The sequence below is a fragment of the Mycolicibacterium sp. 624 genome (genome assembly GCF_040548615.1).
Taxonomy (GTDB): domain Bacteria; phylum Actinomycetota; class Actinomycetes; order Mycobacteriales; family Mycobacteriaceae; genus Mycobacterium.
In genome coordinates, this window is sequence record NZ_JBEPRZ010000001.1 from 310,602 (window position 1) to 336,050 (window position 25,449).

General features: G+C 67.9%; 21 protein-coding genes. 8 read left to right on the forward strand and 13 right to left on the reverse strand.

Annotated elements, in window-relative coordinates:
• Positions 1-6: 6 nt before the first annotated feature.
• Positions 7-1,230 carry an alpha/beta hydrolase gene (locus ABIA65_RS01345; RefSeq protein ID WP_241401701.1) on the reverse strand — a complete coding sequence of 408 codons (1,224 nt, stop codon included), beginning with the start codon at positions 1,228-1,230 and terminating at the stop codon, positions 7-9.
• A 132-nt stretch (positions 1,231-1,362) separates the two neighbouring features.
• On the opposite strand from ABIA65_RS01345, the gene ABIA65_RS01350 reads away from it, so the two are divergent.
• Positions 1,363-3,531 (forward strand): acyl-CoA dehydrogenase family protein, encoded by a 2,169-nt coding sequence (locus ABIA65_RS01350; RefSeq protein ID WP_241401702.1) that lies wholly within the window; start codon positions 1,363-1,365, stop codon positions 3,529-3,531.
• A gap of 143 nt (positions 3,532-3,674) precedes the next feature.
• Complete coding sequence (locus ABIA65_RS01355; protein ID WP_354522366.1) at positions 3,675-4,967, forward strand: septum formation family protein; 1,293 nt, start codon at positions 3,675-3,677, stop codon at positions 4,965-4,967.
• Between the two features lie 4 nt (positions 4,968-4,971).
• Here the strand turns inward: ABIA65_RS01355 and ABIA65_RS01360 are convergent, their stop codons facing one another.
• Genes ABIA65_RS01360 through ABIA65_RS01385 form a run of 6 tightly spaced genes read right to left on the reverse strand, consistent with a single transcriptional unit; the run spans position 4,972 to position 10,753 of the window.
• Positions 4,972-5,769, reverse strand: a complete 798-nt coding sequence (locus ABIA65_RS01360; protein ID WP_241401704.1) for an ABC transporter permease — start codon at positions 5,767-5,769, stop codon at positions 4,972-4,974.
• Positions 5,744-6,676: a 2-aminoethylphosphonate ABC transporter permease subunit gene (locus ABIA65_RS01365; RefSeq protein ID WP_354522367.1), complete on the reverse strand. Its 933-nt coding sequence runs from the start codon at positions 6,674-6,676 to the stop codon at positions 5,744-5,746. Before ABIA65_RS01365 ends, ABIA65_RS01360 begins: the two co-directional genes overlap by 26 nt.
• The gene (locus ABIA65_RS01370; protein WP_354522368.1) at positions 6,673-7,860 is read right to left on the reverse strand and encodes an ABC transporter ATP-binding protein; all 1,188 of its coding nucleotides are present in this window, start codon (positions 7,858-7,860) and stop codon (positions 6,673-6,675) included. The genes ABIA65_RS01365 and ABIA65_RS01370 overlap by 4 nt, the downstream gene beginning before the upstream one ends.
• Positions 7,861-7,862: 2 nt before the next feature.
• Positions 7,863-8,906, reverse strand: a complete 1,044-nt coding sequence (locus ABIA65_RS01375; RefSeq protein ID WP_354522369.1) for a 2-aminoethylphosphonate ABC transporter substrate-binding protein — start codon at positions 8,904-8,906, stop codon at positions 7,863-7,865.
• 24 nt (positions 8,907-8,930) lie between these two features.
• Positions 8,931-9,623 (reverse strand): phosphonatase-like hydrolase, encoded by a 693-nt coding sequence (locus ABIA65_RS01380; protein ID WP_354523064.1) that lies wholly within the window; start codon positions 9,621-9,623, stop codon positions 8,931-8,933.
• Between the two features lie 14 nt (positions 9,624-9,637).
• Positions 9,638-10,753, reverse strand: coding sequence for a TIGR03364 family FAD-dependent oxidoreductase (locus ABIA65_RS01385; protein WP_241401708.1), 1,116 nt, complete (start codon positions 10,751-10,753; stop codon positions 9,638-9,640).
• A 109-nt stretch (positions 10,754-10,862) separates the two neighbouring features.
• On the opposite strand from ABIA65_RS01385, the gene ABIA65_RS01390 reads away from it, so the two are divergent.
• From ABIA65_RS01390 to ABIA65_RS01405, 4 genes are all read left to right on the forward strand, one after another.
• A complete protein-coding gene (locus tag ABIA65_RS01390; RefSeq protein WP_354522370.1) occupies positions 10,863-11,402 on the forward strand; it encodes an HD family phosphohydrolase in 540 nt (179 codons plus the stop codon).
• Positions 11,399-12,094 (forward strand): GntR family transcriptional regulator, encoded by a 696-nt coding sequence (locus ABIA65_RS01395; protein WP_241401710.1) that lies wholly within the window; start codon positions 11,399-11,401, stop codon positions 12,092-12,094. Before ABIA65_RS01390 ends, ABIA65_RS01395 begins: the two co-directional genes overlap by 4 nt.
• 138 nt (positions 12,095-12,232) lie before the next feature.
• Positions 12,233-13,786 carry an HNH endonuclease signature motif containing protein gene (locus ABIA65_RS01400; RefSeq protein WP_354522371.1) on the forward strand — a complete coding sequence of 518 codons (1,554 nt, stop codon included), beginning with the start codon at positions 12,233-12,235 and terminating at the stop codon, positions 13,784-13,786.
• A gap of 36 nt (positions 13,787-13,822) precedes the next feature.
• Positions 13,823-14,728 carry an alpha/beta hydrolase gene (locus ABIA65_RS01405; protein WP_241401712.1) on the forward strand — a complete coding sequence of 302 codons (906 nt, stop codon included), beginning with the start codon at positions 13,823-13,825 and terminating at the stop codon, positions 14,726-14,728.
• A gap of 32 nt (positions 14,729-14,760) precedes the next feature.
• On the opposite strand, the gene ABIA65_RS01410 is transcribed toward ABIA65_RS01405, so the two are convergent.
• Genes ABIA65_RS01410 through ABIA65_RS01425 form a run of 4 tightly spaced genes read right to left on the reverse strand, consistent with a single transcriptional unit; the run spans position 14,761 to position 20,958 of the window.
• A complete protein-coding gene (locus tag ABIA65_RS01410) occupies positions 14,761-17,379 on the reverse strand; it encodes a hypothetical protein (protein ID WP_354522372.1) in 2,619 nt (872 codons plus the stop codon).
• A 56-nt stretch (positions 17,380-17,435) separates the two neighbouring features.
• Positions 17,436-18,743, reverse strand: coding sequence for an amidohydrolase family protein (locus ABIA65_RS01415; protein ID WP_354522373.1), 1,308 nt, complete (start codon positions 18,741-18,743; stop codon positions 17,436-17,438).
• Complete coding sequence (locus tag ABIA65_RS01420) at positions 18,737-19,930, reverse strand: CoA transferase (RefSeq protein WP_354523065.1); 1,194 nt, start codon at positions 19,928-19,930, stop codon at positions 18,737-18,739. Before ABIA65_RS01420 ends, ABIA65_RS01415 begins: the two co-directional genes overlap by 7 nt.
• A 53-nt stretch (positions 19,931-19,983) precedes the next feature.
• Positions 19,984-20,958 (reverse strand): MaoC family dehydratase, encoded by a 975-nt coding sequence (locus ABIA65_RS01425; protein WP_354523066.1) that lies wholly within the window; start codon positions 20,956-20,958, stop codon positions 19,984-19,986.
• A 69-nt stretch (positions 20,959-21,027) separates the two neighbouring features.
• Here ABIA65_RS01425 and ABIA65_RS01430 point away from each other — a divergent pair, with 69 nt between their 5' ends.
• Together ABIA65_RS01430 and ABIA65_RS01435 are read left to right on the forward strand one after the other, a co-directional pair.
• Positions 21,028-22,185, forward strand: a complete 1,158-nt coding sequence (locus ABIA65_RS01430; RefSeq protein WP_354522374.1) for an acyl-CoA dehydrogenase family protein — start codon at positions 21,028-21,030, stop codon at positions 22,183-22,185.
• A 10-nt stretch (positions 22,186-22,195) separates the two neighbouring features.
• Positions 22,196-22,921: a GntR family transcriptional regulator gene (locus ABIA65_RS01435; protein ID WP_354523067.1), complete on the forward strand. Its 726-nt coding sequence runs from the start codon at positions 22,196-22,198 to the stop codon at positions 22,919-22,921.
• Positions 22,922-22,924: 3 nt separating this feature from the next.
• Here the strand turns inward: ABIA65_RS01435 and ABIA65_RS01440 are convergent, their stop codons facing one another.
• Positions 22,925-23,863, reverse strand: a complete 939-nt coding sequence (locus tag ABIA65_RS01440) for an enoyl-CoA hydratase/isomerase family protein (RefSeq protein ID WP_354522375.1) — start codon at positions 23,861-23,863, stop codon at positions 22,925-22,927.
• A 4-nt stretch (positions 23,864-23,867) separates the two neighbouring features.
• Positions 23,868-25,400, reverse strand: coding sequence for a fatty-acid--CoA ligase FadD4 (gene fadD4, locus ABIA65_RS01445; protein ID WP_354522376.1), 1,533 nt, complete (start codon positions 25,398-25,400; stop codon positions 23,868-23,870).
• Between the last annotated feature and the right edge of the window lie 49 nt (positions 25,401-25,449).

Here is a 25,449-nt window from a genome sequence, read left to right on the forward strand (position 1 = left end):
CGTGAGCTATATGACCTTCTTGGATCCTAATACAGTCTGGTTTCGGTGAACCTGGTTGAGGAACAAGCCGATTGCCGTGGCCATCGGCCCCGTGCGGGCGCCGTCCGTCATATCGAAGCCGTGTCCTGCGCCGGGCAGTTCGACGTAGCTGACGACGGCACGCGACACGCGGCGCAACCTCTCGACGAAGTCGCGGGCCTGCTCCACCGGGATGACGGTGTCACCTGAACCGTGCACCACGAGGAACGGCGGGGCATCCGGGCGCACCCGCGCGATGGGCGAGGCCTTCCGGAAGATCTCGGGATGCCTGTCGATCTTGCGCTTGACGACGACGCGCTCGAGGAAGTCCACGAAGCGGGTCCGCTCGACCGTGGAGCGGTCCTCCCAGTCGTAACGACCGTAGATGCCGATCACCGCGTCCACCGACGTGTCCGAACCCTCGGGCAGCTCAGTCTGCATCTCGGGATCATTGGCCGTCAGGCCGGCCAGCGCGGCCAGGTGGCCACCGGCCGACGTCCCGGCGATCGTCACGAAGTCGCGGTCACCACCGAACTTGTCGACGTTGGCGCGAGCCCAGGCGATGGCCGTCTTGACGTCGGTGATGTGTTGGGGCCAGGGGTTGTTCGGCGCGACACGGTAGTCGATGGACAGACACACCCAGCCCATCTCGGCGAGATGCGACATCAGCGCATAACCCTGCAGGATCCTGCTGCCGTGCACCCAGGCGCCGCCGGGAACGAACAGCATGACGGGGGCGGGGTGGGCGGGCAGCTCCTCGCTGCGCCAGACGTCCAGCAGCTGCGACGGGCTGTCGCCGTAGCGCACCGAGGTCCGGTACACGTTGCGACGGTGCTCCAAGGCCTTCCACACCGGCGGCGTCTTGTCGGGGGCAGGCCACTGCGCGTCGAGCGAGTCGGAGGAGACGACGCCGCGCAACGCGGTCTGCGCGACCGAATTGGCCATATCGCGCTCCTGCTTGCGCACCTCCCCGATACCCGGCGTGAGCCACGACTTCGCCGCGGCCGCAACGAAGTCCGGCACGTGCCGCACGCCCCAGATGCTCATCGCCGTCATGCCGCCGAGCGGTTCGAGGTGCTTACCGACCACGGGCAGCGACGCGGCACCCACACTCATGGCCAACAGATAGTCGGAGGGGCCCGCGGTCATCAGCCAGCGGGCGCGCGTCGTCCAACTCGGTCCGGGGTACCGGGTGTCCGGTCGTGCCGTCATGGCGCGAGCGTACCCCGGCTACTCGTCGGTAAACGACAACTCCGAGAAGCTGTCTACCGGCAATCCGCGGCCGCCCCGAATGTGACCCGGATCACATGCTCCGTCGGCACTTTCGGGTGGTTAGGTCAAGCCGTGAGCACCTCAGCGCTAGCCATCACCGAAGAGCACCGCGACCTCGCCGAATCCGTGTCTGGCCAGCTCAGCAGGCTGGCCAGCCGCGCCGCAGCCCGCGCCACGCTCGACGGCGGGCCGAGCCATCCGGCGAACCTCTGGTCGGCGGCTGCCGATCTCGGCTGGCACGGCCTGGCGATCGCGGAGGACGTCGGCGGGTCCGGCTTCAGCCTGGCGGAACTGGCCGTGGTCCTGGAGGCCCAGGGCCGCGAACTGTCCCCTGGCCCGTTCCTGCCATCGGTGGCCGCGGCCGTGGTGATCGACCGGTGCGGGTCCGACCCGCTTCGCGCCGAACTGCTTCCGGGCCTGGCCGCCGGCACCACCGTGGGCGCGCTCGGCCTGTCCGGGACCGTCGTGGTGGACTCGGACCTCCTGGTCTCGGGCGAGTGTCCTGCCGTGCTTGGCGCGCCGGATGCAGCACTGCTGGCGATCCTCGCCGGTGATGACATCGTGGTCGTGGACGCCGATGCCGACGGCGTGACGGTCACCGCGTCGACGCCGCTGGACACCACGCGCAGCATCGGTTCGGTGGCGCTGCGCGGCGCCGCCGTGGACGCGTCTCGGATTCTGCGGGGCGCCGCGCGCAACGCACGAACCGTGTTCCGCATTCTGGCGTCCGCCGAGGCGGTCGGAATCAGTTGGGCCACCTTGGAGATGGCAGTCGAGTACGCGAAGGTCCGCGAGCAGTTCGGCCGCACCATCGGGACCTTCCAGGCGGTCAAGCACCACGCCGCCAACATGCTCGTCAACGCCGAGCAGACCACCGCGGCGACGTGGGACGCCGCGAGGTCGAAGGACCTCGACGGCGCCTGGTTCGCCGCCGCGGTCGCCGCGTCACACGCCATCCGAACGCAGATATTCAACGCGCAGTACAACATTCAGCTGCACGGCGGTATCGGCTTCACCTGGGAGCACGACGCGCACATGTATCTGCGCCGGGCCCGCACACTGGCCGCCCTCATCGGCGATGGCGCCGACCCACTCCTCGACGTCGTCGCCGGGCAGCGCAGCGGTCAGGCCCATGGCGCCTCGTTCGCCCTGCCCGTCGAGGCCGAGGTTCACCGCGCAGCCGCCCGCGAGGCCGTCGCGGCGGTGCGCGCACTGCCCGCCGATCAGCGGCGTGACTACCTGGTGGACTCCGGATACCTGGTCCCACACTGGCCGAAGCCATGGGGCCGCGCCGCCGATGTCCTTGAACAGCTGGTGATCGAGGAGGAGTTCGCCAACATCGAGCGCGCTGATATGGGAATCACGGGCTGGGTGACGCTGACGATCGCGCAGGCAGGCAACGACGATCAGCGCGAACGCTGGGTCGAACCGGTGCTGCGCGGCAAGGTCATGTGGTGCCAGTTGTTCTCCGAACCCGGTGCGGGCTCGGACGCGGCGGCCGTCCGCACGGCGGCGAAGCGCGTCGAGGGCGGCTGGCGCGTCACCGGCCAGAAGGTGTGGACGAGTCTGGCCCAGCAGTGCCAGTGGGGGCTGGCGACGGTTCGCACCGACTTCGAGGCGTCCAAGCACGCCGGCGTCACGATGATGGCCATCGACATGAGCGCACCGGGTGTGACGGTGAACCCGTTGCGCGGCATGACGGGTCACGCACACTTCAACGAGGTCTTCCTCGACGACGTGTTCGTACCCGACGGTGATGTGGTGGGTGACGTGAACCGGGGTTGGCTGGTCGCCCGCGCCACCCTGGGTAACGAGCGGATCTCGATCGGCGGCGGCTCGTCGGCGCCCACCGGATTCAACGCCGACGACCTGATCAAGCTGTTGGACTCGGTGGCCCCCGAGATCGCGGCCGCACATGTCCGCCGGGCGGGCGAGGTACTGGCGGAGGGCCACACCCTGCGACTGCTCAATCTACGGCGGGTCACCAGGGCCATCGCGGGTGCCGAGCCCGGCCCGGAGGGCAACGTCACCAAGCTGCTGCTCGCCGAGCAGTGCCAGCGCCAGACCGAACTCGGTATGGACCTTGCGGGCGTCGCTGCGGTGGTGGGGATGACACCGTCCCTGACCATGGGTTACCTCGGGAACCGGGCCATGACCATTGCGGGCGGCACATCGGAGATCACGCGCAACACCATCGCCGAACGCATTCTGGGTCTCCCCCGGGACCCCCTGCTCAAGTAACGAATACGCGCCAACCTGCAAACGATGCGGCGTCCTCGGATAGCGCGCCGCGGCGAGCTGTGCCAGGCTCTGAGGCCGTGCCTTCCAACCGCCCCTGCCGTCCGGACGAGCCGTCGGGCGCACTCGTGGTGTGGGCGTAGCCGGTGGCGGAGTCAGACCTCGACGCGGCACTGGCAGCCATCGCGCGTAAACGTTCGGAGTGTTTGGGTTCGGACGGTGAGCAGCGAAGCGCCCAGGCGAACAAGCGCGCCACGCTGGGGCTGGTGCTGGTGTGCCTGCTGATCGCGGCCGTGCTCGATCTGTCCCTGTCCTCGCCGACGCCGCGGGAGACGTTGGCCAAGGACAGCCGCGCGAGCACGGTGTTCAGTAACGCCGAACGGGGTGCATGCCTGAGTTGGCCCCTGGATGAGCCCGACAAACCGTCCTTTGTGCAGTGCAGCGGCGACCACGTGTTCGAGGTGGCGAAGTCGGTGGTGATGGACAACTTCGCCGAACCGTGTCAGCAGGCCGTGCAGGAGTATCTGGGGTCCCGGTATGACCCAGCCAGCAGATTCACCATCAGTGTCCTGTGGGCGGGCGACGCGGGAGCGCAGCCGGCCGACCGTCGGCTGTTGTGCGGGCTGCAGTTGCTCGGAGTCGGCGGGAAACCCGTTCTGTTCAAGGGGGCCGTCGCCGATCTCGACCAGTCGAAGGTGTGGCCTGCGGGTACCTGTCTCGGCGCCGACTTGGCCGCTCACCGCTCGACCGACCTACCGGTGGACTGTGCCCAGCCGCACGGAGCCCAGGTCACGGGCACGGTGAGCCTGGCCGAGCGATTCCCGGTCGGCACGCCGACGGAGATCGACCAGGACGCCTTCGTGCGCGCGGAGTGCACCCGGCTGGCCGACGCCTATCTGGCACCGGGCGGGCTCGCGAAATCGCATCTGGCGCTCGAGTTCAGCCCCATTTCGCGGGCCAGTTGGGCCGCGGGAAGCCGACAGGTCGCCTGCAGTGTCACCCCGCAGCCGGGTGAGGCGTGGCGGCCGTTGGTCGGCAGCCTGGCGCCCCAGCAGAGCGATATCCACGCGCCAGCGCCGTTGGCCTCACCCACCCCTGCACCGGCTCCGACCTCTGAACCGGCTCCGACGCAGCCGCCACCGGTGTATCAGGAGCCGCTGGTCCCGGTGCCCTCGGCCACGACCACGACACCCGCACCTACGACCTCGGCGACCCCCACGACAACACCACCCACGGCAACACCCACGGAGCCGCCGACAGCGCCACCGACCTCGCAGAGCCCCACTCTGGGTCCGCCGCCGGGCCCGGCCCCCGGCGAACTCGCACCGGAAGTGCCCCCGCCCAACGTGGTTCAGGTTCCCGGGCTGGCGCCGATCACACTGCCCTTCCCCGCACCTGCACCACCGGAGCCGGCGCCGGCTCCGGCGCCCGTGCCGTAGTGACTCAGCGCAGCGCGGCGCGTCCCCGGATGCGACCAAGGAGCACCAGCGCGAGCAACGTGACCACCAGCAGTACCGTCGTGCACGCCGCGGCCTGGAAGGCCTGGCCTCGGTCCGTCAACGCGAAGATGCTGACCGGCAACGTCTTCCACGTCGCCGGGTAGACCATCACGGTCGCGCCCAGTTCTCCCATCGACAGTGCGACGGCGAGACCCGCGGCCGCCCCGAGTGCGGGCAGCAGCAGCGGCAGGGTGACGCGCACCAACACCCGGAGTGGCCCGGCACCAAGAGACTCCGCGGCCTGCCGATAGGACGGGTCGAGCCGATCGAGCGCAGCGGACACCGCGCTGAACGCGAACGCCAACACCAGCACCGCATGCGCCAGGATGACGATCCACCGCGTACCACCGAGCAGCAGGGGCCGCTCGTTGAACGCAATGAGCAGACCGAGGCCGATGGCCACCGACGGCACCGCGATGGGGAGGTGGAACGCGGCGTCGGTGACGCGGCGCAACCACATTGGCGCCTCCTGCGCTGCCAGTGCCGCCCATGTGCCCAGGACCAGGGCGGCACCGCCGGCGACGAAGGCGGTCTGCAGACTCACCGAGAGGCTGGCCAGGTTCTCCCCCGACAGCGCGTCACCGACATGTGTGAATCCGAGATTCGAGGGCAGCGCGCCGGTCCACGATCCCGCCAGCCCGGCGAGCACCACGGTGACCAGTGGAGCGACGAAGACCACCAGGACGACGACGGCGAAGACGCCAATCAGGATGGCCCTACTTCGCGGAGTCCACAGCAGCATGTGTCGTGTCCCCTCTCGTGTCGTTGCCCCGGCCCGTCATGACGCGGGCGAAGACGACGCGGTAGATGATGTAGAGCGACAGGGACAGTGCGATCTGCACCGTGGCGATCACGGCGGCGCCAGGCAGGTCGAACGTGACGATTCCGCGGGTGTAGATCAGCACCGGCAACGTGATCACGCCCTTGGCTCCGGTGAACAGAACGATGCCGAACTCGTTGAGTGTCAACAACAGAACCAGGCTGCCACCGGCCATCAGTGCGGGCCAAGCCTCCGGCATGATCACCGATCGCAGTACCCGCCACGGTGAGGCGCCGAGGCTGGCCGCCACGTCGAGTTGGGCGCGCGGCAGCATCGAGAACGAGGCCAGCAGGGGACGGATCACAAACGGCGTGAAGAAGGTGATCTCGGCGGCGATGACCCCGGCCGGCGTGTAGAGGAAGTTCAGCACCGGTGAACTCGCGCCGGTGAGTCCGGTGAGCACCGCGTTGACCGCACCCGCGGTTCCGTAGAGAAACGTGAAGGCCAACGTGATGAGGAATGACGGCAGTGCCAGCACGGTATCGATCAGGCGGCCGATGACATTCGAACCGGGGAAGGGCACGAACGCCAGCACGATCGCCAGGAAGGTGCCCAGGATCAGGCACCCCAGTGTCGATGCCGCCGCGATCGAGACCGTGCGCCACAGGGCGTCGCGGAACACCTCGGAGGTCAGGACGCCTGCCCAGGTGGATGCCCCGCCACCCGCGCTGCTGGGTGACAGCGATTCCAGGCTCACCCGGATCAGCGGGTACACCACCGCTACGACCACGATCAACAACGGTGGCACCACCCACCACGCGGCGAACGACCGTGGCGGGGGCGGGTTCTGCGGCGCCGTCGCCGCGGGCAGCTCCAGCGTTGTCGTCATGACGCGGCCTGCACCAGGACGCCTGCCGGCTCGGGGAACCGCACTCCGACCTCACTACCGAGTTCGAATTGGGTGCCCGGGCCGACGTTGCCGGGTACGTCGACGTCGATCAGCTGATCAGCGAGACCGCTCACCGACAACACCAGACGCGTGGTCGCGCCGCGCCAGACCGCGGCATTGACCGTCGCCCGCAGCGCGTCGCGGTCGCCGAGCGACACGACCCTGATCGCATGCGGACGAATACACAAGAGTGCCTTGGACTCCGGCGTCCAGTCGAAGCGGCCGACCGCGGGCTGGGGGGCCACGGCGTTGACGGTCTTGTGTGCGAACGTCACCAGCGCCGAGGTGCCGATGACACGGCCGACCGTGCACGGAATCAGGTTGGCACCGCCGAGGAAGGCGGCCGTGAAACTCGTTGGCGGCCGCTTCCACAGGTTCTCCGCGGTGTCGACGTCCATCAAACGCGCGTTGTTCATCACGACGATCCGGTCGGCCAACGCGAGCGCCTCGCTCTGGTCGTGCGTGACGTACAGCATCGCGGTGTCGGGCAGCGCCTCCTTGAGCCGCTGCAGCTCGGCGAGCATCGACTGCCGCAGCTGGGCGTCGAGGGCCGCCAGCGGTTCGTCGAGAAGCAGCACCCTGGGCCGGATCGCCAACGCGCGGGCGATCGCGACCCGCTGTTGCTGACCGCCGGAAAGCTCACGCGGAAGCCGTTTTCCGTAGGAACTCATGCCGACCATGTCCAGCGCCTCGGCAACGCGCACCGCCACCTCCGCGCGGCGCACGCGGTGGGCTTTCAACCCGAACGCGACGTTATCGGCCACCCGCATGTGCGGGAACAACGCGTAGGACTGCAGCACCACGCCGATGCCGCGGCTGGCCGGTGGCAGGTTGGTGACGTCACGCCCGGACAGTCGGACCGAACCGGATGTCGGGCGCACGAAGCCGGCGAGCGCGTTGAGTGCGGTCGACTTACCTGACCCGCTTGGCCCCAACAGCGCGACCGTCTCACCGGCCGCGACGCGCAGGTCGAAGTCGATCAACGCACTGGTCGCCTTCTTGCCCCGGCCGTATGTCACGCCGACGCGATCGAACGTTATTGCCGGGGATTGCGTTTCGGCGTTCTGGTGCTGCGCGCGCTGCGCGCTCGCCGTATCGGCCCGGCCAAGCCCGATCTCGGTCATCGTCAGCTACCGGTGGCCTTCTGGTAGGCGGCGAGGTCGGCGTCGAGGTCAGCCAACACGGCGTTCCAGTCCGGCACCCAGACATCGACATCCTTGATGACCCCCGCCGGGGTGTTCGGTCCGGCGTCCTTCTGCGCCTCCGCCAGGAGCGACTCGAGCACCGGGATGCCGAGCGCCTCTGGGGCAACGGTCTTCTGCACGTCCTCCGACACCAGGAAGGCGAGCAGCTTCTTGGCCCCGTCGGCGTGCGGTGCGCCCTTGGTCACCCCTGCCACATAGGGCAGCGAGATCGTGGTTCGCTTACCGTCGGCCGTGGCCGGGATGAAGATGTTGAACGTGGAGCCGTCGTCCTTGATGGATCCCAGGTTCATCTGCACGTCGCCGTTGGCGACCAGAAGCTCACCGTTGCTCACCTTGGGTTGCAGCTTGCCGGTGGATGAGGACGGTCCGACGTTGTTGGTCTGCAGCCGGCCCAGATAGTCCAGTGCGGCAGGCCTTCCCATGAGCTGCTGCAGCAAGACCAGCACGGCCGTGCCGTCGCCGGCCTGTCCGGGGGTCGAGTACTGCAACTTGCCCTTGAACTCCGGCTTGAGCAGGTCGTCCCATGTTGCGGGCTGCGGGTTGGCGCTTGGGTTGGCGATGAAGCTCAGCGCGTTGTCGACGATCGGGACGTAGTTGCCGTCCGGGCCGATCTGGTCGGCCGCAATCCCCTTGGTGTCGACACCGCTGGCCTGCAGAAGCCCGGATTCGTTGGCCCTCTGAATGAAGGGCGGCAGGGTGACAAGCAGGTCGGCCTGGGGGTTGGACTGCTCCTTCTCGACGCGCGACACCACCTCGCCGGAGCCGGCCTCAACGATGTTGACGTTGATGCCGGTAGTTGAAGTGAACTTCTTGAACTGCGAGTCATACCAGGTGGCCAGGCCGTCGGCGCTGTAGACGGTGAGGGTCTCGCCGTCGCCCGAACCCGACGACCCCGTGCCGCCACAGGCGGTCAGTGCGAGGGCGATGACCGAGACCGCGGCCAGAGCCTTGCTGAGCTTGATCATTTTCACTGGGTGCCTTTCGAGGGTTCAGCGGTTGGCGAGGAGGAGATCGGCGAAGTCGGTGACGGACCCGACGACGTGGGTGGCGCCCGCGGCGCGCAGTTGGGGCTCGGTGTGGGCACCGGTGAGCGTGCCTGCGGCAACGGCGCAGCCGGCGCGTAGTGCACTGTCGACGTCGCTGCTGGTGTCGCCGAGCGCGGCGACACGCGTGACCGCATCGACCTGCAGTCGGATCAGCGCGGTCAGGATCAGATCCGGGTACGGCCTGCCACGCACCCCGTCACCGGGTGCCAGCACGATGTCGGCCAGCGACTGCCAGCCCAGCGCGGCCAGCAGCTTCTCCTGAGTCGTCCCACTGAATCCGGTGGTGAGCGCCACCTTGATACCGGCATCGCGCAGCCGTGTGATCGCCTCGGCCGCACCGTCGATGGCCCTCGCGTTGCCATTGTCGATAGCGGCCTCATACGCGTCCTCGAAGGCCGCGTTGGCGCGCTGAGCGAGATCCTCGGCGCCGAACAGTGCACGGAAGACCGTGATCTTCGACTGGCCCATGGTGTCGATGACGTACTGCCGCGCACGGTCACGTTCGGGCCCGGTCTCGGGCAGGCCCACCGCCGTCGCTGCCGCCTCGAAGGAGGCCACCACCAGGCCGTCGTCGGCGACGGTGGTGCCTGCCATATCGATAACGGCCAGTTGAATGTCGTGAATGTCTGGGTGCATCACGGGTTTTCCTCTCATAGGTTGATCAGGTCGGCGGTCTGCTCGGCGATGGCCGGCCCCAGCGTCATGCCCCGGCCGCCGGGCCCGGTGATCACCCAGACGCCGTCGGAGGACTCGGTGCGGCACACCAGCTGGTCCGGGTCGATGCACTGGCTGTAGACACCGGCCCAGCGGTGCCGGACGGCGGGCAGCGGGCGGCCGAGGAACTCCTCGACGAGCGCGACGAGGTAGGCGTACGGCGGCTCGGCCACGTCGAACGCGAACGGCTCCTCGTACTCGTGGGTGTCACCGATGGTGAGCCCGCCGTGCAGGCGTTGCACACACAGCAGCTGCATGCGTTGCGCACTTGCCACGGGATCCTGAGGTTCGTTGTCCCGCAGCGCATCAAGTGCGGTTCCCGCGAACCCGGGGTAGTAGCGCAGGCTGTCACCGTCGGCGATCGCGGTGGTCAGCGGCTCGCCGAGGGATTCGGTCTGCATCATCTGCAGGCGGACGCGGCGCACCGGGAGGTCACCGGCCAACTCCCGGGTCAGGCCGCCATGGGCCGCACCCGGGCACACCAGGACCAGATCGCCGTCGTGCCGCTGTCCCCGGTCGTCCGTGACCGATCGGCCGTCGACCGTCCGCGCCTCGGTTCCCGGCCGGAAGTCGTACCTGCCGGTCGCCGCGAGGTGGGCGCGGATCGCGGGCAGGGCCTGCCGGGACTCCACGGCGGCGTCGCGTGAACAGTGCAGGCCGGCAAGGAACTTCCCGCGCAGGGCCGGGTTGAGCTGGCGCACGCGCTCCGGTTCGAGGAGTTCGAATCCGCGTCGGGGCGCGTCGGACCGGGCTGCGGCCTCCTCCGCGACCGCGACCTCGCGCGGGGTGCGCAGCAGCGTTAGTGACCCGGCGGGCCGGAACCCGACGCCGGGGACGTCGGCGCCGATTCGCTCCCACAGCTCACGCGAACGCAGTGTCGCGTCGAGTTCGCCCTCCGCGCGGCCCGAGACCCACACCAGGCCGAAGTTGCGCACGGTCGCACCGCGCGCCTCGGCCTCGCGTTCGAGGTGGGTGACGTGGTGACCGCGCTGCACGGCTTCCAGCGCATGGGCGGTTCCGAGGATTCCGCCGCCGATGATTGTCACTCGCATTCGTGGCACTTTTCAACGTCAGAACGAAGGCGACCCGTCCACACGGTGTGCACGATCGGAACTCCAGATTAACAATTGGTATAGACCAATTGGGGGTACTGTGTGGCCCATGACGGTGATCAACGAAACCGCCACTCTCCTAGCGTCATTGCGCGACGTCTGGGATGAGGAGGCAGTCGATGAGCTCGACCATGCGCTTCAGTCCGCGGCCCGCGCCATAGCGGACGGCGCCGACGACGAACTCGTCCTGGCCGCCGCACTGCACGACCTGGCACACAGTCCGCTGTTCGACGCGTCGGCGGCCACCAGGCACGACACGACCGCCCGGGAGTGGCTGACCCCGCGGTTCGGGACACGCGTCGGGTGGCTGGCCGGTGCGCACGTCGCCGCCAAGCGCTACCTGGTCGCCACCGATGCCACCTACGGCACAACGCTCACCGCGACGTCGGTGGCATCGCTTCACGCACAGGGCGGGGCCGACATCGACACCGCGCTGCTGGAGAACCCCTGGTGGCCCGACGCGCTGCGGCTGCGGCGCTACGACGATGCCGCAAAGATCCCCGGGGCGCGTGGTGCGACAATCGGCGACGTGCTGACGATCGCGGACCGCGTTATGCGGCAACGTGAATCGAGACAGGGGGAACGATGAGCAAGCCACACGCCATTCGGAATGCGCTCGACGACGTGCTCGACGGCCTGGTCGCAGGCGATTCATTTCCACCCGAGCGCGAACTCGCGTTGCGCTTCGGCGTCGCGCGCGAGACCGTCCGACAGGCCCTGCACGAGCTACTGGTCGCGGGGCGGATCGAGCGGCGCGGCCGCGGCACCGTGGTCTCGGCTCCGAAACTGGTGCAACCACTTTCACTGAGGTCCTACACCGAGGGCGCCCTGCAGATGGGCCGACAACCCAGCCGTATCCTCGTCACCTGGGAGGACATCACACCCACCGCGGAACTCGCGGAGGCACTGGAGGTACGCGAGGGCGATCCCGTGATGCACCTCGAGCGCGTGCTGCTGGCAGACGAACAGCGCATCGGGCTGGAGAGCACATATCTGCCGCGGCACCGGTTCGGCGACTTCACCGAGACCTTCGACCCCGGCACATCGCTGTACGCCGCCATCCGGGCAACCGGTGTCGAGTTCGCCTCCGCGGTCGAGCGCATCGAGACGGTGCTGGCGACGCCGCGCGAGGCCGCGCTGCTGGAGTCGACGACGGCTATGCCGATGCTGCGCCTGCATCGCCGTTCACTGGACACCGAGGATCGGCCCATCGAGGTGGTGCGCTCGCTCTACCGCGGCGACCGGGTGGCGTTCGAGGCGATGCTGCGCGACCGGGACTAGACCCGGGCCGTTTCGCAATAGCATGGGGCTCTGACATTTTCGCGTTCCGGTGACCGGGTTATCCACAGTCGCGAGTTCATCCACAGATGCCAGGTTGAACCCTGGCGCGGGTTGACGGATCCACATAGATTCGTACACATGTTCGATCAACTGATGGCACGGGCGGTCTCCGCCAGGGGCGGCGCCGCGGTCGAGTCCTGGGCCCGGGTGGAGGCGGCGGCCTGCGCCCGGCGGTTCGCTGCGATGGTCGCCATTCTGGATGCGCGCTATCGCGCTGAGGGGTCCGCAGAGCGCGAGCAGTGGTACCTGGACAACTGGGGTGCGGTGTGCGCCGAGATCGCTGCGGCACAACAGATCACCCCCGGGGCGGCCTCCCATCAGCTGCTGATCGCCACGGCGCTGCGCGACCGCCTGCCGAAGGTCGCCGCGGTGTTCGCCGACGGACTGGTGTCGCACCGGCTGGTGTCGGCCATCGTGTGGCGCACCGCGCTGATCAAGGACCCCGACGCCCTAGTCTCCGTCGACTCGGACCTGGCCGATGCGATCACCGACTGGCCGCCGATGTCAGAGCACAAGACGATCGCGGAGATCGACGTGCTCGTCGACCGCCACGACCCCCACGCGGTGCGGCGCGCCCAGAACCGGGCGCGCGGTCGGTCGGTGAACGTCGGTCTCGACGACGCCGGTGGGCTCGCCACACTGTGGGGCGAGCTGTTCGCCCCCGATGCCAAGGCCCTCGACAACCGGCTCGACGCGCTGGCCGCCACTGTGTGCGCCGGTGATCCCCGCACGATCGATCAACGTCGCGCTGACGCCCTCGGTGCACTGGCCACCGGCGCAGATCGGCTGACCTGCATGTGCGGCGATCGCGATGTCTGTGACGCCACTGCCCTGGCCCGGGCCGGCGGTTCCGCCGTGGTCTTCGTCATCACTCACGACGACACGCTCACCGAGCAGAGCGAGGCGGCGGCGCGCCACGACGCCGCCCTCGACGGACAGCAGCCTCGACTCTTCGACAAGCCGGTGCGTGAGCTCACCCTGGCCGAGGCCCTGCGCGACGACGACCCCGGCGAACCCGCGGCCACCGCACCCGGGGTGATGCTCGGCGGGCCCACCCTGGCCGGCCCGATAATCCGCCGACTGGCCCTGACCGCGAGAATCAAACGCGTCATTCACCCGGGGGCGGCACCGCCCGAACCCGGCTACACCCCATCGCAGAAGCTGGCCGACTTCGTCCGCTGCCGCGACCTGACCTGTCGCTTCCCCGGCTGTGCCCACCCCGCGGACCGCTGCGACCTCGACCACACCATCGCCCACCCGGCCGGTCCGACGTGTGCGTCAAACCTGAAGTGCCTGTGCCGTTTCCACCATCTCCTCAAGACGTTCTGGAGTGGGGACGGTGGCTGGCACGACCGGCAACACGTTGACGGCACCGTCACCTGGACCGCACCGAGCGGACAGATCCACACCACGAGACCCGGCAGCCAACTGCTGTTCCCATCGCTGTGCGCGCCCACGGCTCCGGTGACCGCCACCGCCGCCGCGCGGGGCACGGTCGCCAACACCGGTCTGACCATGCCCCGTCGCCAGAGCACTCGCGCCGAGGACCGCAGGCGACGCATCGCGCAGGAGCGCCAACTCAACGAGGACCAGGCTCTGCTGGCGATGGTCGACTCCAGCCCGCCGTTCTGATCAGGGGCCACGGGTCCGGCCAGTAGGGTCGGCGGGGTGAACGCCTTTCACCCCGAACTGCGGCGCGCCGCTCGTTTGATCCCACGCACGATCATCACGCCGCACTCGCTGCCGGTACTGCGCGGCCTGGCACGGCTCCCCGGTCGCAAGCATCGTCCCGACGTCGAGGTGCTGACGCTCGCGTCCGGGGCCGGTGTTCGACTGCACCGACCGCCCGGTGTCACCGCGCCGGGTCCGGGGCTGGTGTGGATACACGGCGGCGGCTACGTCATCGGCAGCGCAAGCCAGGACGACGTCCTCTGCCGCCGGTTCGCGCGCGAACTCGGCGTCACCGTCGCGTCGGTCGAGTATCGCCTGGCCCCCGAGCACCCGTACCCCGCGCCGCTGGAGGACTGCTACTCGGCGCTGGCCTGGCTGTCCGGGCTTCCAGCCATCGACTCCACGCGTGTGGCGATCGGCGGTGCGAGCGCGGGCGGCGGGCTCGCGGCCGCGCTGGCACTGCTGGCCCGTGACCGCGGTGAGATCGACGTCGCGGCACAGCTTCTGGTGTACCCGATGCTCGATGACCGCTCGGCCACCGCCGCCGGCCTCGACAATCCGCACCACCGGCTGTGGACACAGTCGGCGAACAGGTACGGCTGGAGCTGCTACCTCGGCGATGCCGATCCGGAGGTCGCCGTCCCGGCGCGCCGCAACGACCTCCGCGGACTGCCGACGGCATGGATCGGCGTCGGCACGCTGGATCTGTTCCACGACGAGGACCTCGCGTACGCCGACCGCCTCCACGAAGCGGGGGTCGGTTGCGACGTCGAGGTGATCGACGGCGCGTTCCACGGCTTCGACGGGCTGGCGCCGAAGGCGTTGGTAACGCGGGACTTCGTCGCCGCGCAGGTCGAGTTCCTCCGGCGGACGCTCGCCGAGAGGGCGCCGGCGGACGCCTGAACTCGGGACCGCCCAGCGTCGCGCCGTGCTCGTCAGCGGCTCCGAGGGTCATTCGGTGCCTGCACCGACCTCCAAGTCTCGAAGTACCCGCCGAACCTCTCGACCACGTCCGTATATGGTTCCAGCCACTGCGCGTCGACCGGCCGTACTGCGAATCCAGCGTGGGAGAGCAGGCATTCGGCAGGAATCCACAATCGACCTCGGACTGTTGCCGTGCGGTCTATCTCGTCGCGCAATGCGGCCAACGTTCGCTCATCGGACCGCCACCATGCCATTGCCGCCGCTGTCATCGCGGTCCGAAAACCTAGTCTGCCTTCATTGCGCGCTCGGTCGATAGCCTCGAGTTGACGCAACAGATCGGGATCGCGCGTGAAACCATGCGGGTCTGTCAGCGCATGTGCAACCAAAGCATCTCGGATTGCACTGCGGTGTCCCGTTATCTCCGCTTGTTCGCGCAGCTGCTCGACGTCCTCCATCGTCAGATCGCAACGTAGAAGAGCCCGCCAGCGGTAGTACATACTCTGCTGTTCAACGGCTTCACGGTGACGCCGCTTCTGCCGCAACTCATTGAGCTTCAATCGTTGCGCCGAGAACCACTCGTCGCCAAAGGTCCCATGCGCAAGCGAGCATGATCTTTTGACCGACAGCTGGTGCGACTCTGTTAGATGTGTTGCCGCTTCCATGGCATCGCGGAATCGGCGCGCCGCCAGCATCGTGATGACTCGTTGATATCTGTGAAGATCACTGGGCGCACGCTCGATGAGTTCGTCGAAGGATGCCAACGCCTCGTCCCAACGATAGGCATTGCGCAGGATGTAGCTACGGTGTCTGCCTGCCGGCCGACTCAACGGATGCTCCGACTCAAATACTCCCGTCATCAGACTGCACCGGTCGTCGATCGTCGGAACATCACTCGACGCGAGGATGAAATCTAGAATCCCACGCCCGTAGCTGGTCGTGGACTGTATCGGTACCAACCGGTACAACGCACGGATCGACGGGCCGAGGACAATCGCTGCGGTCAGCCAGTCCGCATACACAGATGGCTCAGGTGATGCATCTACAGATGCGTCGTTGTCACATACCAAGACGATGGCGAGACCCAGCGTTTCCACCGCCTCGCCTACTCGATTCGAGTTCATATGCTCGTCGTACATGGATCGGATCTGACGGAGCCCCCGTGTCGCGGCTGCGTTCCAGTCGTGGCCCGACCACCCGCCCGGCAGGCCGTGGCCGGCGTACCTGAGTGCTGCTCGGATCTCATCGTGCATCGAGTATGGGAATAGCTCGTCGCTACGCTCGTCAATCATTGGTCGACTCAATGCGCGAAGGGCACAGCCGACATCAACTTGTGCTGCAGCAGCGACGATCTCGGCGTCAAAGTACGGCAGGATCGCGGCGGCGCGCAGCGCCCGCTGTTCGTCGGACGGGATGTCGTCGAGTACCCGATCGACCAGTTCATCCAACGAACCGGTCACCTGGTCGACTGTGACGGGCCCGCGACCATTGTGAACGATGGTCGCAGCCACGTCACAAGCGATTTGGAGGTACTGCGGCAATCCGCCCGATGCATTGGCGATTCCCGCAACCACCTCGTCACTGATCTCCAACTCGAGTTGATTGCAGGCCATCTCGAGAAACGTCATCCGATCGTCGTGATGCAGCTTCCCGACTCGATGCTGACGCGGTTCATCGGTCGCACCCGGCTGCAGTGCGGGCCACCGCAGCGGTCCCCGATACTTCAGACGAGTCGCGCGTTCGTCGTACCAGTCGAGCATGTTGCGACCGGTGACCACGAACAGCACGTTCGGCATGACATAGACGAGCTGGTTGAGCAAACTCTCACCGGTCCTGCGCGGATCGCTACTGAGTCGTTCAAAAGTATCGATGAAGACCACGATCAGGCGGTCGGGTCCATCCATCGCGGCGAGTTCAAAGTCAAGGTAGCTGGCCAAGTCGATGAGGAGTTCAGGTTTCGGATCCTCCTTCGAGGGTTCGTCGGCGAGTAGTTGCAGAAAGTCTGCGTAACCCGGTGAACTTTTGAATGCCGCCTTCCGAAGCGTCTTCCTGCGAACGGCGGACACTATGGCACGCACTCCCCGCACCCCGAGACCCACTGGTGTTCCCGGTAAGTCGAGATCCTCTAGCGCGTCGCAGATGGTGTCCGATATCCCATCGGCGACGTCCTGGTACTTGGTCCCGGTGCCGGGCAGGTCCTCACCTGGGTGCGTGGCCGACCAGTACGCCATGAATCCAACGTCGAATGCGGGCCACCGCTTCTTCACCGCGGCGAATGCCTGACGGATGGCAACGACGGCTTGGACGACCTCAAGCTTTCCGGACGACGTATGCAAATCGATGCGCGCCGTGGCGACCACCGAGGTCGTCGGCGGCGCGCCCCATTGGTCGTCGGGCGGGAGTCCGTTGGTCACCCACCGTTCAAGCCGCTTGGATAGCTCTGACTTTCCGATACCGCCGAGTCCGTAGAAGGCGAGCACGTTTCTAGCAGTGCCCGCATCCGCAGACGCGTACATCAGCAGCCAGTGTTCTGCCAGGGCATCGGAGAACGCTTGGCTCTCGGTCTTTCGATCGGTAAACAGATCAACTGGACCACGCGGGCTGTGGGCACGGTCAAGCGGATCTTCCCGCAACGGCATGCTTGGATTCTGCCAACACGAACCAATGCAACCCGTCAGATTCGCCCGATCTAGCGCCCTGCCTCGTAAGCCACCTTGCCATCCACGATCGTCGCCGCGATCTGGCCCGCCTCCAGTGCGGCGAGGAGGTCAGGCTCGTCTGCCGCGATGAGGCACAGATCGGCCGGCTGGCCGGGCGCGATGGTGCGCTGCCGCGTCGGCTGCTCGGCCGACCCGAAGAACAGTTCCAGCGCCGTGCGCGCCGCAACCGCCTCACCCGATCCGAGGACCGTGCCCGACGCCGTTCTGCGGTGCACCGCAGCCCGCATCGCCGCCCACGGGTCGGCATCGCCGAACGGCATGTCGGTCGACAACGCGACACCGACGTTGGCGGCCTGCAGCGACGCCAACCGCCACAGCTGTGGGTGCTCGTCGACGTCGACGTCGGCCAGGTACTGATCGCCCCTCTCGCAGACGAAGTTCGGCTGCGTCACCACCGTCACGCCGAGTTCGGCGAGGTCGGTCAGGCAGTCCTCGGGGACGACGGCCGCGTGTTCGATGCGGTCACCCGGCATCGTTCCCACCGAACGCAGGGCCGCGATGGTGACCACCAGCTGGGCCGCCGTGACGCAGTGCACGGCGACCGGCCCCCCGGCGCCATGGCGCGCACCGATCCACGCCTCGAGATCGTCCAGGTCCAGCGCGTCGTCGTGCAGGATGCGCTTGCCCGGCGCCAGACAGTGCACTCGTTGCAACAGCTCGCCGTGCTGGTGGGCCTCGGCGAACTTCACCACGTCGTCGATCGTGAGATTCGGTGTGGCGTCGGTGACTCCGGTGACACCCAGGGATGCGAGTCGTCGACTCAGCTCTGCCAGCCCCGTCTCGCGGCGTTGCAGTGCACTCGACCAGCTCGAGTCGGCGCTCCTGAGCCTGCCGTCGGGGTGATCGGCAAGTCCCACCCGGACGAGCCCGGCGGTGTTCAGGGTCCACAACACTCCGCTGCGGTGTTGCACGCGCACCGGCGTCGCGGGTGACACCCCGTCGAGAGCGGTCCGGTCCAGCGGCCCGGCGACGGCCTCGTGATAGCCGATGGCCCTGATCCAGCCGTCCTCCCCGGGCGTGGCACCCGCGAGCACCGCGGCGAGATCGTCATGGCCCGCCACCTCCCTCGGCCCCACCCGCACCGACGACAACGCAGCCGCGGCTGAATGCAGGTGCACGTGGTGGTCGTGCAGGCCCGGGATGACCGTCCGGTGCGCGGCGTCGAGTACCGGCTCCCCCGTCGTCGGGGTGAGTTGCGGTGCCACCTCGACGATCTGCTGATGCAGCCGGATGTCGACCGTGCTCCCACCGAGGAGCTTGGCACGCTGAATCAGCATGGAGTGAGCCTTCTTTCGTCGATCATTCGGTCCACCTGCGAGTTGTCCGCGCCGAGGTGGGAGGCGGGTGGCGAGGGATATGGCACTGCGGGCAGGCCGACGGGCACCGACCACTCGCCCGCCAGCGTCGGTAGCGCAGCGTAGCGCGCGGAGACGGCCGCCATGGCGAGCTGGATGACCTCGCCGCCGCCTCGGCGCAGGGATTTGACCACGGCCACTGCGGCGTCCAGGCCGGTCAGCGGATCACCGACGGCGTCGGCGCAGAACACCGGATCACGCGCACTGCCTGCGACCAGTCCGCCTGCCACGGCGGCGTCATCGCCGAAGGCGACCCGGTTCGCGGCAGCGTCGTCGGTGCCATACCCCGTGATCGACAGCCACACCCTGCCGTCGCGCGCGGCGATGTCATCGGGCCCCATGCGCCGGCGCGCAAGCCCCGCGGGCCGAGACGCCTCGATGACGATGTCAGCCACCTCGAGCAACTCGCGCAATCGCGTCGTGTCGGTGAAATCGGCGGCATAACAGAGCTTTCCGCCATTCATCCAGTCGAAGAAGGCGCGCGAACCGGATCGGGTGCCATCCGGCCGACCCCGGCTCTCGACCTTCACCACCGTGGCGCCCGCCTGGCCGAGCAGCATCGCGCAGGATGGCCCGGCCCACATCGAGGACATGTCGACGACGAGCAGCCCGTCAGGGGTGCGGGGCGCCGTCAGCCGTCCGACCCGACGCACGAGCGGATCGGCCGGGACCGCCTCACCGAGGATCGCGGCGGGAAGATCCAGCAGTCGGGCACGCTCCACCACCTCGACCGCCGACCTGTCGGCGGCCCACGACTCGAGTGCTCGCCAGGGATCATCGGGCGCCGCGTCCGCCTCCACCACCGCAGGCACGGCGTCCACGTCATCTGGCCGAGACAGCGTTATCGCGCACCACCCGCCGCCCGCGCGCAGCAGCCGTGTCGCACCGCCCGCGGATACCTGACCGGCGCGGGTCAGACCCAGCAGCGCTGCGCGCCCGGCCAGTAGCGTCGCGGCGTCGACCGCGACCCCGGTCCCGGCGCTGAATTGAGCGGCAATGGAACTGGCGTGCGCGAGGACGCCGGCGCGGCTGAAGTCCGGCGGTCCGTCGGGCGGGCCCGTGAGGTAGGCGAGCCCGCTGGCCCCCCAGTCCCTGGCCTGTGCGTCCATGGCGCTGCGCTCGGGGTGCACGGGGCCATCCATGCGGCCCATTGTCCCCGGCGTTAGAACTGCAGTGCGGTGAATCTCCAGTCCAGCACCTGACGGTCCTGCTCACCGACCGCGTAGACCAGTGAACGCAGCGACAGGACACCGCCGCCGCCTGGCCGTTCGGTCGCCGCCTCGACATAGATCTCGCTGTGGAGGGTGTCGCCCTCGTGCACCGGCCCGGTGTGATCGCAGGACTCCCAGCCCAGCACCGTGACGAGATTCGGCAGCGCCCTCGACACCTGCGCCAGGGCCAACCCGATGGTGTGCCCGCCGTACACCAGTCGCTGCCCGCCGACCCGCGAATCGTGGTGCGTCGCGGCGATGTTGAGGCTCAGCCGGGCGAGTTCGGGTGCGCTGCTGACGACATCGCCTGTGCTGTGCAGCACCGTGCCCGCGATCCCTGAATCGAAATACGGTCCGGGTACGCGTCGCCGGAAGGCCTCGACGTCCCAGTCCGCCGTGGGGTCAGCGGCCGGGGCGAGGTCGGATCCGATGGTCGACAGGTCATCGGTGTGGCCGGTCTGGGTCACCTCGGAACTCAACGGCAGCATCGCGCAACGGTAGAAGTCCAGGACCAACCGGTCCGCCTGATCGATCGTCGTCATCCGCAGGGCCGCCAGACCCGTTGCGGCACGGCCAGGTTTGGCAGAGTTCTGCTTGAGGCCCACCACCTCGGTTCGCGTGTACAGGGTGTCGCCGATGACCGGGAAGCGGAAGAACGTCAGCCCGCGATAGAACAGGTTGGCCTTCACACGTTGCGTGGCCAGTGTGCTCTGGCCGATCGCCACATCGGCGACCAGCGCGGGGTGGGCCAGCGCGGTGCCCGCTCCGGTCACCTCGTGGGTCAGTACCGAGTCCAGGGGTAATCGCATGCGATCCCCGAGTATCGACTGGTGGACCGCGGCCGTGCCGGCGGTCAGGGTCATCGACGGTGCCCAGTCGAAGACCTGACCGACCGCCAGGTCATCGAAGAAGGGGCCGCCGGACATTTGGCCGTACAAAGTCACAACGTCACATGCTGGCAGTACCCATGTCGATGTGTCAATATGGCCGTACATATGAGTACGACAGATATCAGCGAAGACGAAGCCATGCTGGTGGACACCGTCCGGGCGTTCATCGACAGGGATGTGAAGCCGACCGTGCGCGAGGTCGAGCACGCCAACGAATATCCCGAGGCGTGGATAGAACAGATGAAGCGCATCGGCATATTCGGCCTGGCGGTACCTGAGGCCTATGGCGGTTCACCGGTCTCGACCCGCTGCTATGCGCTGGTCACACAGGAGTTGGCGCGCGGCTGGATGAGCCTGGCCGGGGCCATGGGCGGCCACACCGTCGTCGCAAAGCTGATCGACCTGTTCGGCACCACCGAGCAGAAGCAGCGCTACCTGCCGTCCATGGCCAGCGGCGAGCTGCGCGCCACGATGGCGCTCACCGAACCCGGCGGCGGCTCGGATCTGCAAGCCATGACCACCGCGGCCCGTATCGACGGTCAGGATCTGGTGATCAACGGTGCCAAGACCTGGATCTCCAACGCGCGGCGTTCCGGTCTGATCGCCCTGTTGTGCAAGACCGATCCCCACGCGGTGCCCAGACATGCGGGCATCTCGATCGTGCTCGCCGAACACGGTGCTGGCCTGACGGTTTCACGTGACCTGCCCAAGCTCGGCTACAAGGGTGTCGAGTCGTGCGAATTGTCGTTCGACGACTACCGGGTACCCGCCACGGCCATCCTCGGCGAGGAACCGGGTCGGGGCTTCGCACAGATGATGAAGGGCCTGGAGACCGGCCGCATCCAGGTCGCGTCGCGGGCACTCGGCGTGGCCACCGCCGCACTGGAGGACGCACTGGCCTACGCCCAGCAGCGGGAGAGCTTCGGTCAGCCGATCTGGAAGCACCAGGCGGTCGGCCACTACCTGGCCGATATGGCGACCAAGCTCACCGCCGCGCGCCAACTCGTGTTCTACGCCGCCGACCGCTACGACAGCGGTGAGCGCGCCGACATGGAGGCCGGTATGGCGAAGCTGTTCGCGTCGGAGACGGCAATGGAGATCGCGCTCAACGCCGTTCGCATTCACGGCGGCTACGGCTACTCCACCGAGTACGACGTGGAGCGCTACTTCCGCGACGCCCCGCTGATGATCGTCGGCGAGGGCACGAATGAGATCCAACGCAATGTCATCGCCGGGCAGCTCGTCGCCCGTGGCGGCATCTGAGGTCAGCGATATGCGACCCGCCCCGGCATATCAGGAACTTCGGCAACGCCTCCGCGACGAGATCGCGGCGGGCGTCTACCGCGACGGGGCCCGGCTGCCAACGGAGTCCGAACTCGTTGCGCACCACGGACTGTCCCGTCAGACCGTGCGACGCGCCTTTCAGGACCTGGTCGCCGAGGGGATCGTCTACCGAGTCCCCGGCCGCGGCACCTACGCCAACGATCCTGGGCGCTACCTGCGCCAACTCGGCTCCGTTGAGGACTTGATGAGCCTGTCCGAGGACACCACCATGGAGGTGACCTCGGGCCTGCACCGGCGAGTCGACGTCGAGGCCGCCAGCCGGCTGCGCCTGGTCAAGGACGTCGTCTACGCCGTCAACTTCCGCCGATTACACGACGGCGTCCCCTTCGTCCTGACCCGGGTGTACCTGCCGGAGTCGGTGGTGCGGCATGTGCTGGGCTCACCTGAGGTGGCCGACGGAGCGGTCAGCACCACGACAGTCATCGCGCTCATCGAACCCCACCTGGCCGACCCGATAGCCGAAGCGGCACAGTCAATTACGGTCGGGCCTGCCGATCAGGAGGTCGCCGACGCGGTCGGCTGCGCGCTGCGCCATCCCATGCTGCGGGTTGACCGGCTGTACTCCGATGCCACCGGGACGCCCGTCGAGTTGGCCACCAGCCACTTCCTGCCCGAGCAGTACACCTACCGAGTGACGCTGCGCCGCTCCAGCTAGAAGTCACTCGGTGACGGCGTCGACGAGCCCCCAGCGCAGTGCCGTGGCCGAGTCGATGAACCGGCCGGAGAGCACCAGGTACGCCGTGCGCCACCGGCCGATGCGCCTGGTGATGCTGACGGTGCCGCCCGCTCCGGGCAGTAGGCCAAGGGCGAGTTCGGGCAGGCCAAGCGTCGCGCCCGCCCGGCACGTCACGTGACCGCAGAACGCCGCCATCTCCAGACCGCTGCCCAGCACCTGACCGTGCACCTCGGCCCGGCACGCGCGCCCCAGCCTGGCGGTGATCGCGTCGAGCGCCAGGGCCGGGCTGTATCGGGTGCGGGCCAGATGCGCGGCGGCGGGATCGGCGAAGCTGCCGAACTCGGCGAGGTCGCCGCCGCTGCAGAACGACGGCCCGTTTCCGGTGAGCACCATCTCGGTGACGCTCGGGTCGACGCGCGCGATCTCCAACGCCTCCAGCAGTGCGGCACGTGCGGGTGTCGAGAACGCGTTGTGCCGCTTGGGCCGGTTGAACCGGACGTACAGGACGTCACCGACCCGTTCGGCCTGCACGGGGTCGGGCTCCTCCGGTGAGCGCGCCGGACCGCGCTCGGCGAGCCAGCGGCCGAACTCGGACCCCGACTGCAGGGTCGAGTAGGCCAGGGACTCGGTGATGACGCCGTTGTAGGCGGGGGCGTCTTCGTCGAGGGCGCGCAGCACGTCCTCGCAGACAGCCGCGGCCGTCGGCCACCGCGTCACCCGCTCCCGGAGTTCCTCGACTGCCTCACCCACAGAGGGCACGCTGACCGTGCGAATATCGTCGCTGGGGTGTTCGGTCAGCGTGAAAGTGGCTTTCCTCAACCAGTATTCGGCGGCAGGCGCCGACACGTCCCCGGTTGCGACCACCAGTCCCGACGACACCGCGAACGGTTCGTCTGCCAGGTCGACGACGCGCAGGCCCATTCCGTCAGCCGACCGGAGCCGAGTACTTCTCGATGAGGCTCTGCTTGTACAGCTTGCCGGTGTCGGTGCGAGGCAGCTGCGCCTCGAACGATATCGATCGCGGACACTTGTAGTGCGTCAGGCGATCCCGCAGCCATCCGATCAGCTCCTCGCCGAACTCCTCGGTGGCGTCGGACGGGTCAACCGTCTGGATGACGCCCTTGACGCTCTCGCCCATCTCGGCGTCGGGGATCCCGAAGACGGCCGCGTCCATCACCTTCGGATGCGTGACGAGGAGGTTCTCCGCCTCCTGGGGGTAGATGTTCACCCCACCGGAGATGATCATGTGGTGGCGCCGGTCGGTGAGGTACAGGTAGCCGTCCTCATCGAGATATCCGATGTCCCCCACCGTCTTCCAGCCCTTGGGATGAGTCGACGATGCGGTCTTCTCCGGGTCGTTGAGGTACTCGAACGACGCTCCGCCCTCGAAGTAGATCTCACCCGCCTGCCCCGCAGGCAGGTCGTTGCCGTCCTCGTCGACGATGTGCAGTGCACCCATCATCGGCTTGCCCACAGACCCCGGGTGCGTCAGCCAGTCTTCAGCCGTGATCAGCGTCGACCCGTGCGCCTCGGAGGACGCGTAGTACTCGTCGACGATCGGGCCCCACCAGTCGATCATCTGCTTCTTGATCTCCACCGGACACGGTGCGGCGGCGTGCATGACGCGCTGCAGGCTGGAGACGTCGTACGAGTTCCGCACGGCCTCAGGAAGTTTCAGCATCCGGGTGAACATCACCGGGACGAACTGACCGTGGGTGACGCGGTACTTCTGAATCGCGTCCAGGGCGCCCTCGGCGTCGAACTTCTCCATGACGACCGTGGTGTGGCCGCCGGCCTGAGTCTGCATCGACCACACCGACGGCGCGGTGTGATAGAGCGGCGCGGGGCTGAGGTAGACGGTCTCCGGAGTCATCCAGAACTGGACCAGCATGGCCATCAGGCCCGGCACCTCGGGCGGCGGCAGGTGCGGCAGCTCGCGCTTGATGCCCTTGGGCCGGCCGGTGGTACCCGATGAGTACTGCAGCAGATCACCCTCGATCTCGTCGGCGATCGGCGTATCGGGCTGATCGGCAACGCATTCCGGGTAGCGCTGCCAACCGTCCAGATCGCCATCCGCGATGAGCAGCACCCCGGGCAGCCCGTTGGGCAGTTCGGCCCCGAGGCCGGCGAGCGTCTCACGCAGGGCAGCGGAGCCGATGACACCCTTCGCGCCGCTGTTGTCGATGATGTAGGCCGCCTCCGCGGGCGTCAGGTGCGTGTTTATCGGCACGTAGTACAGCCCGCTGCGCCGCGCCGCCCACATGACAGCGTGGAGGTGCTCGTTGTTCTCCATGAGGATCGCGACGGTGTCGCCCTCCACAAGACCGGCCGCCCGGAAGTGATGGGCCAACCGGTTCGCCCTGGCCTCGAGTTCACCGAACGTCACCACGATCCCCGACGGATACAGGATGATCGCCGGCTTGTCGGGGGTGGCGGCGGCGGTGTCACGGATCTGCATGAGCAGACTCTACGACGCCCCTACTTGACGGGTGTCAACTAGGTCGCAC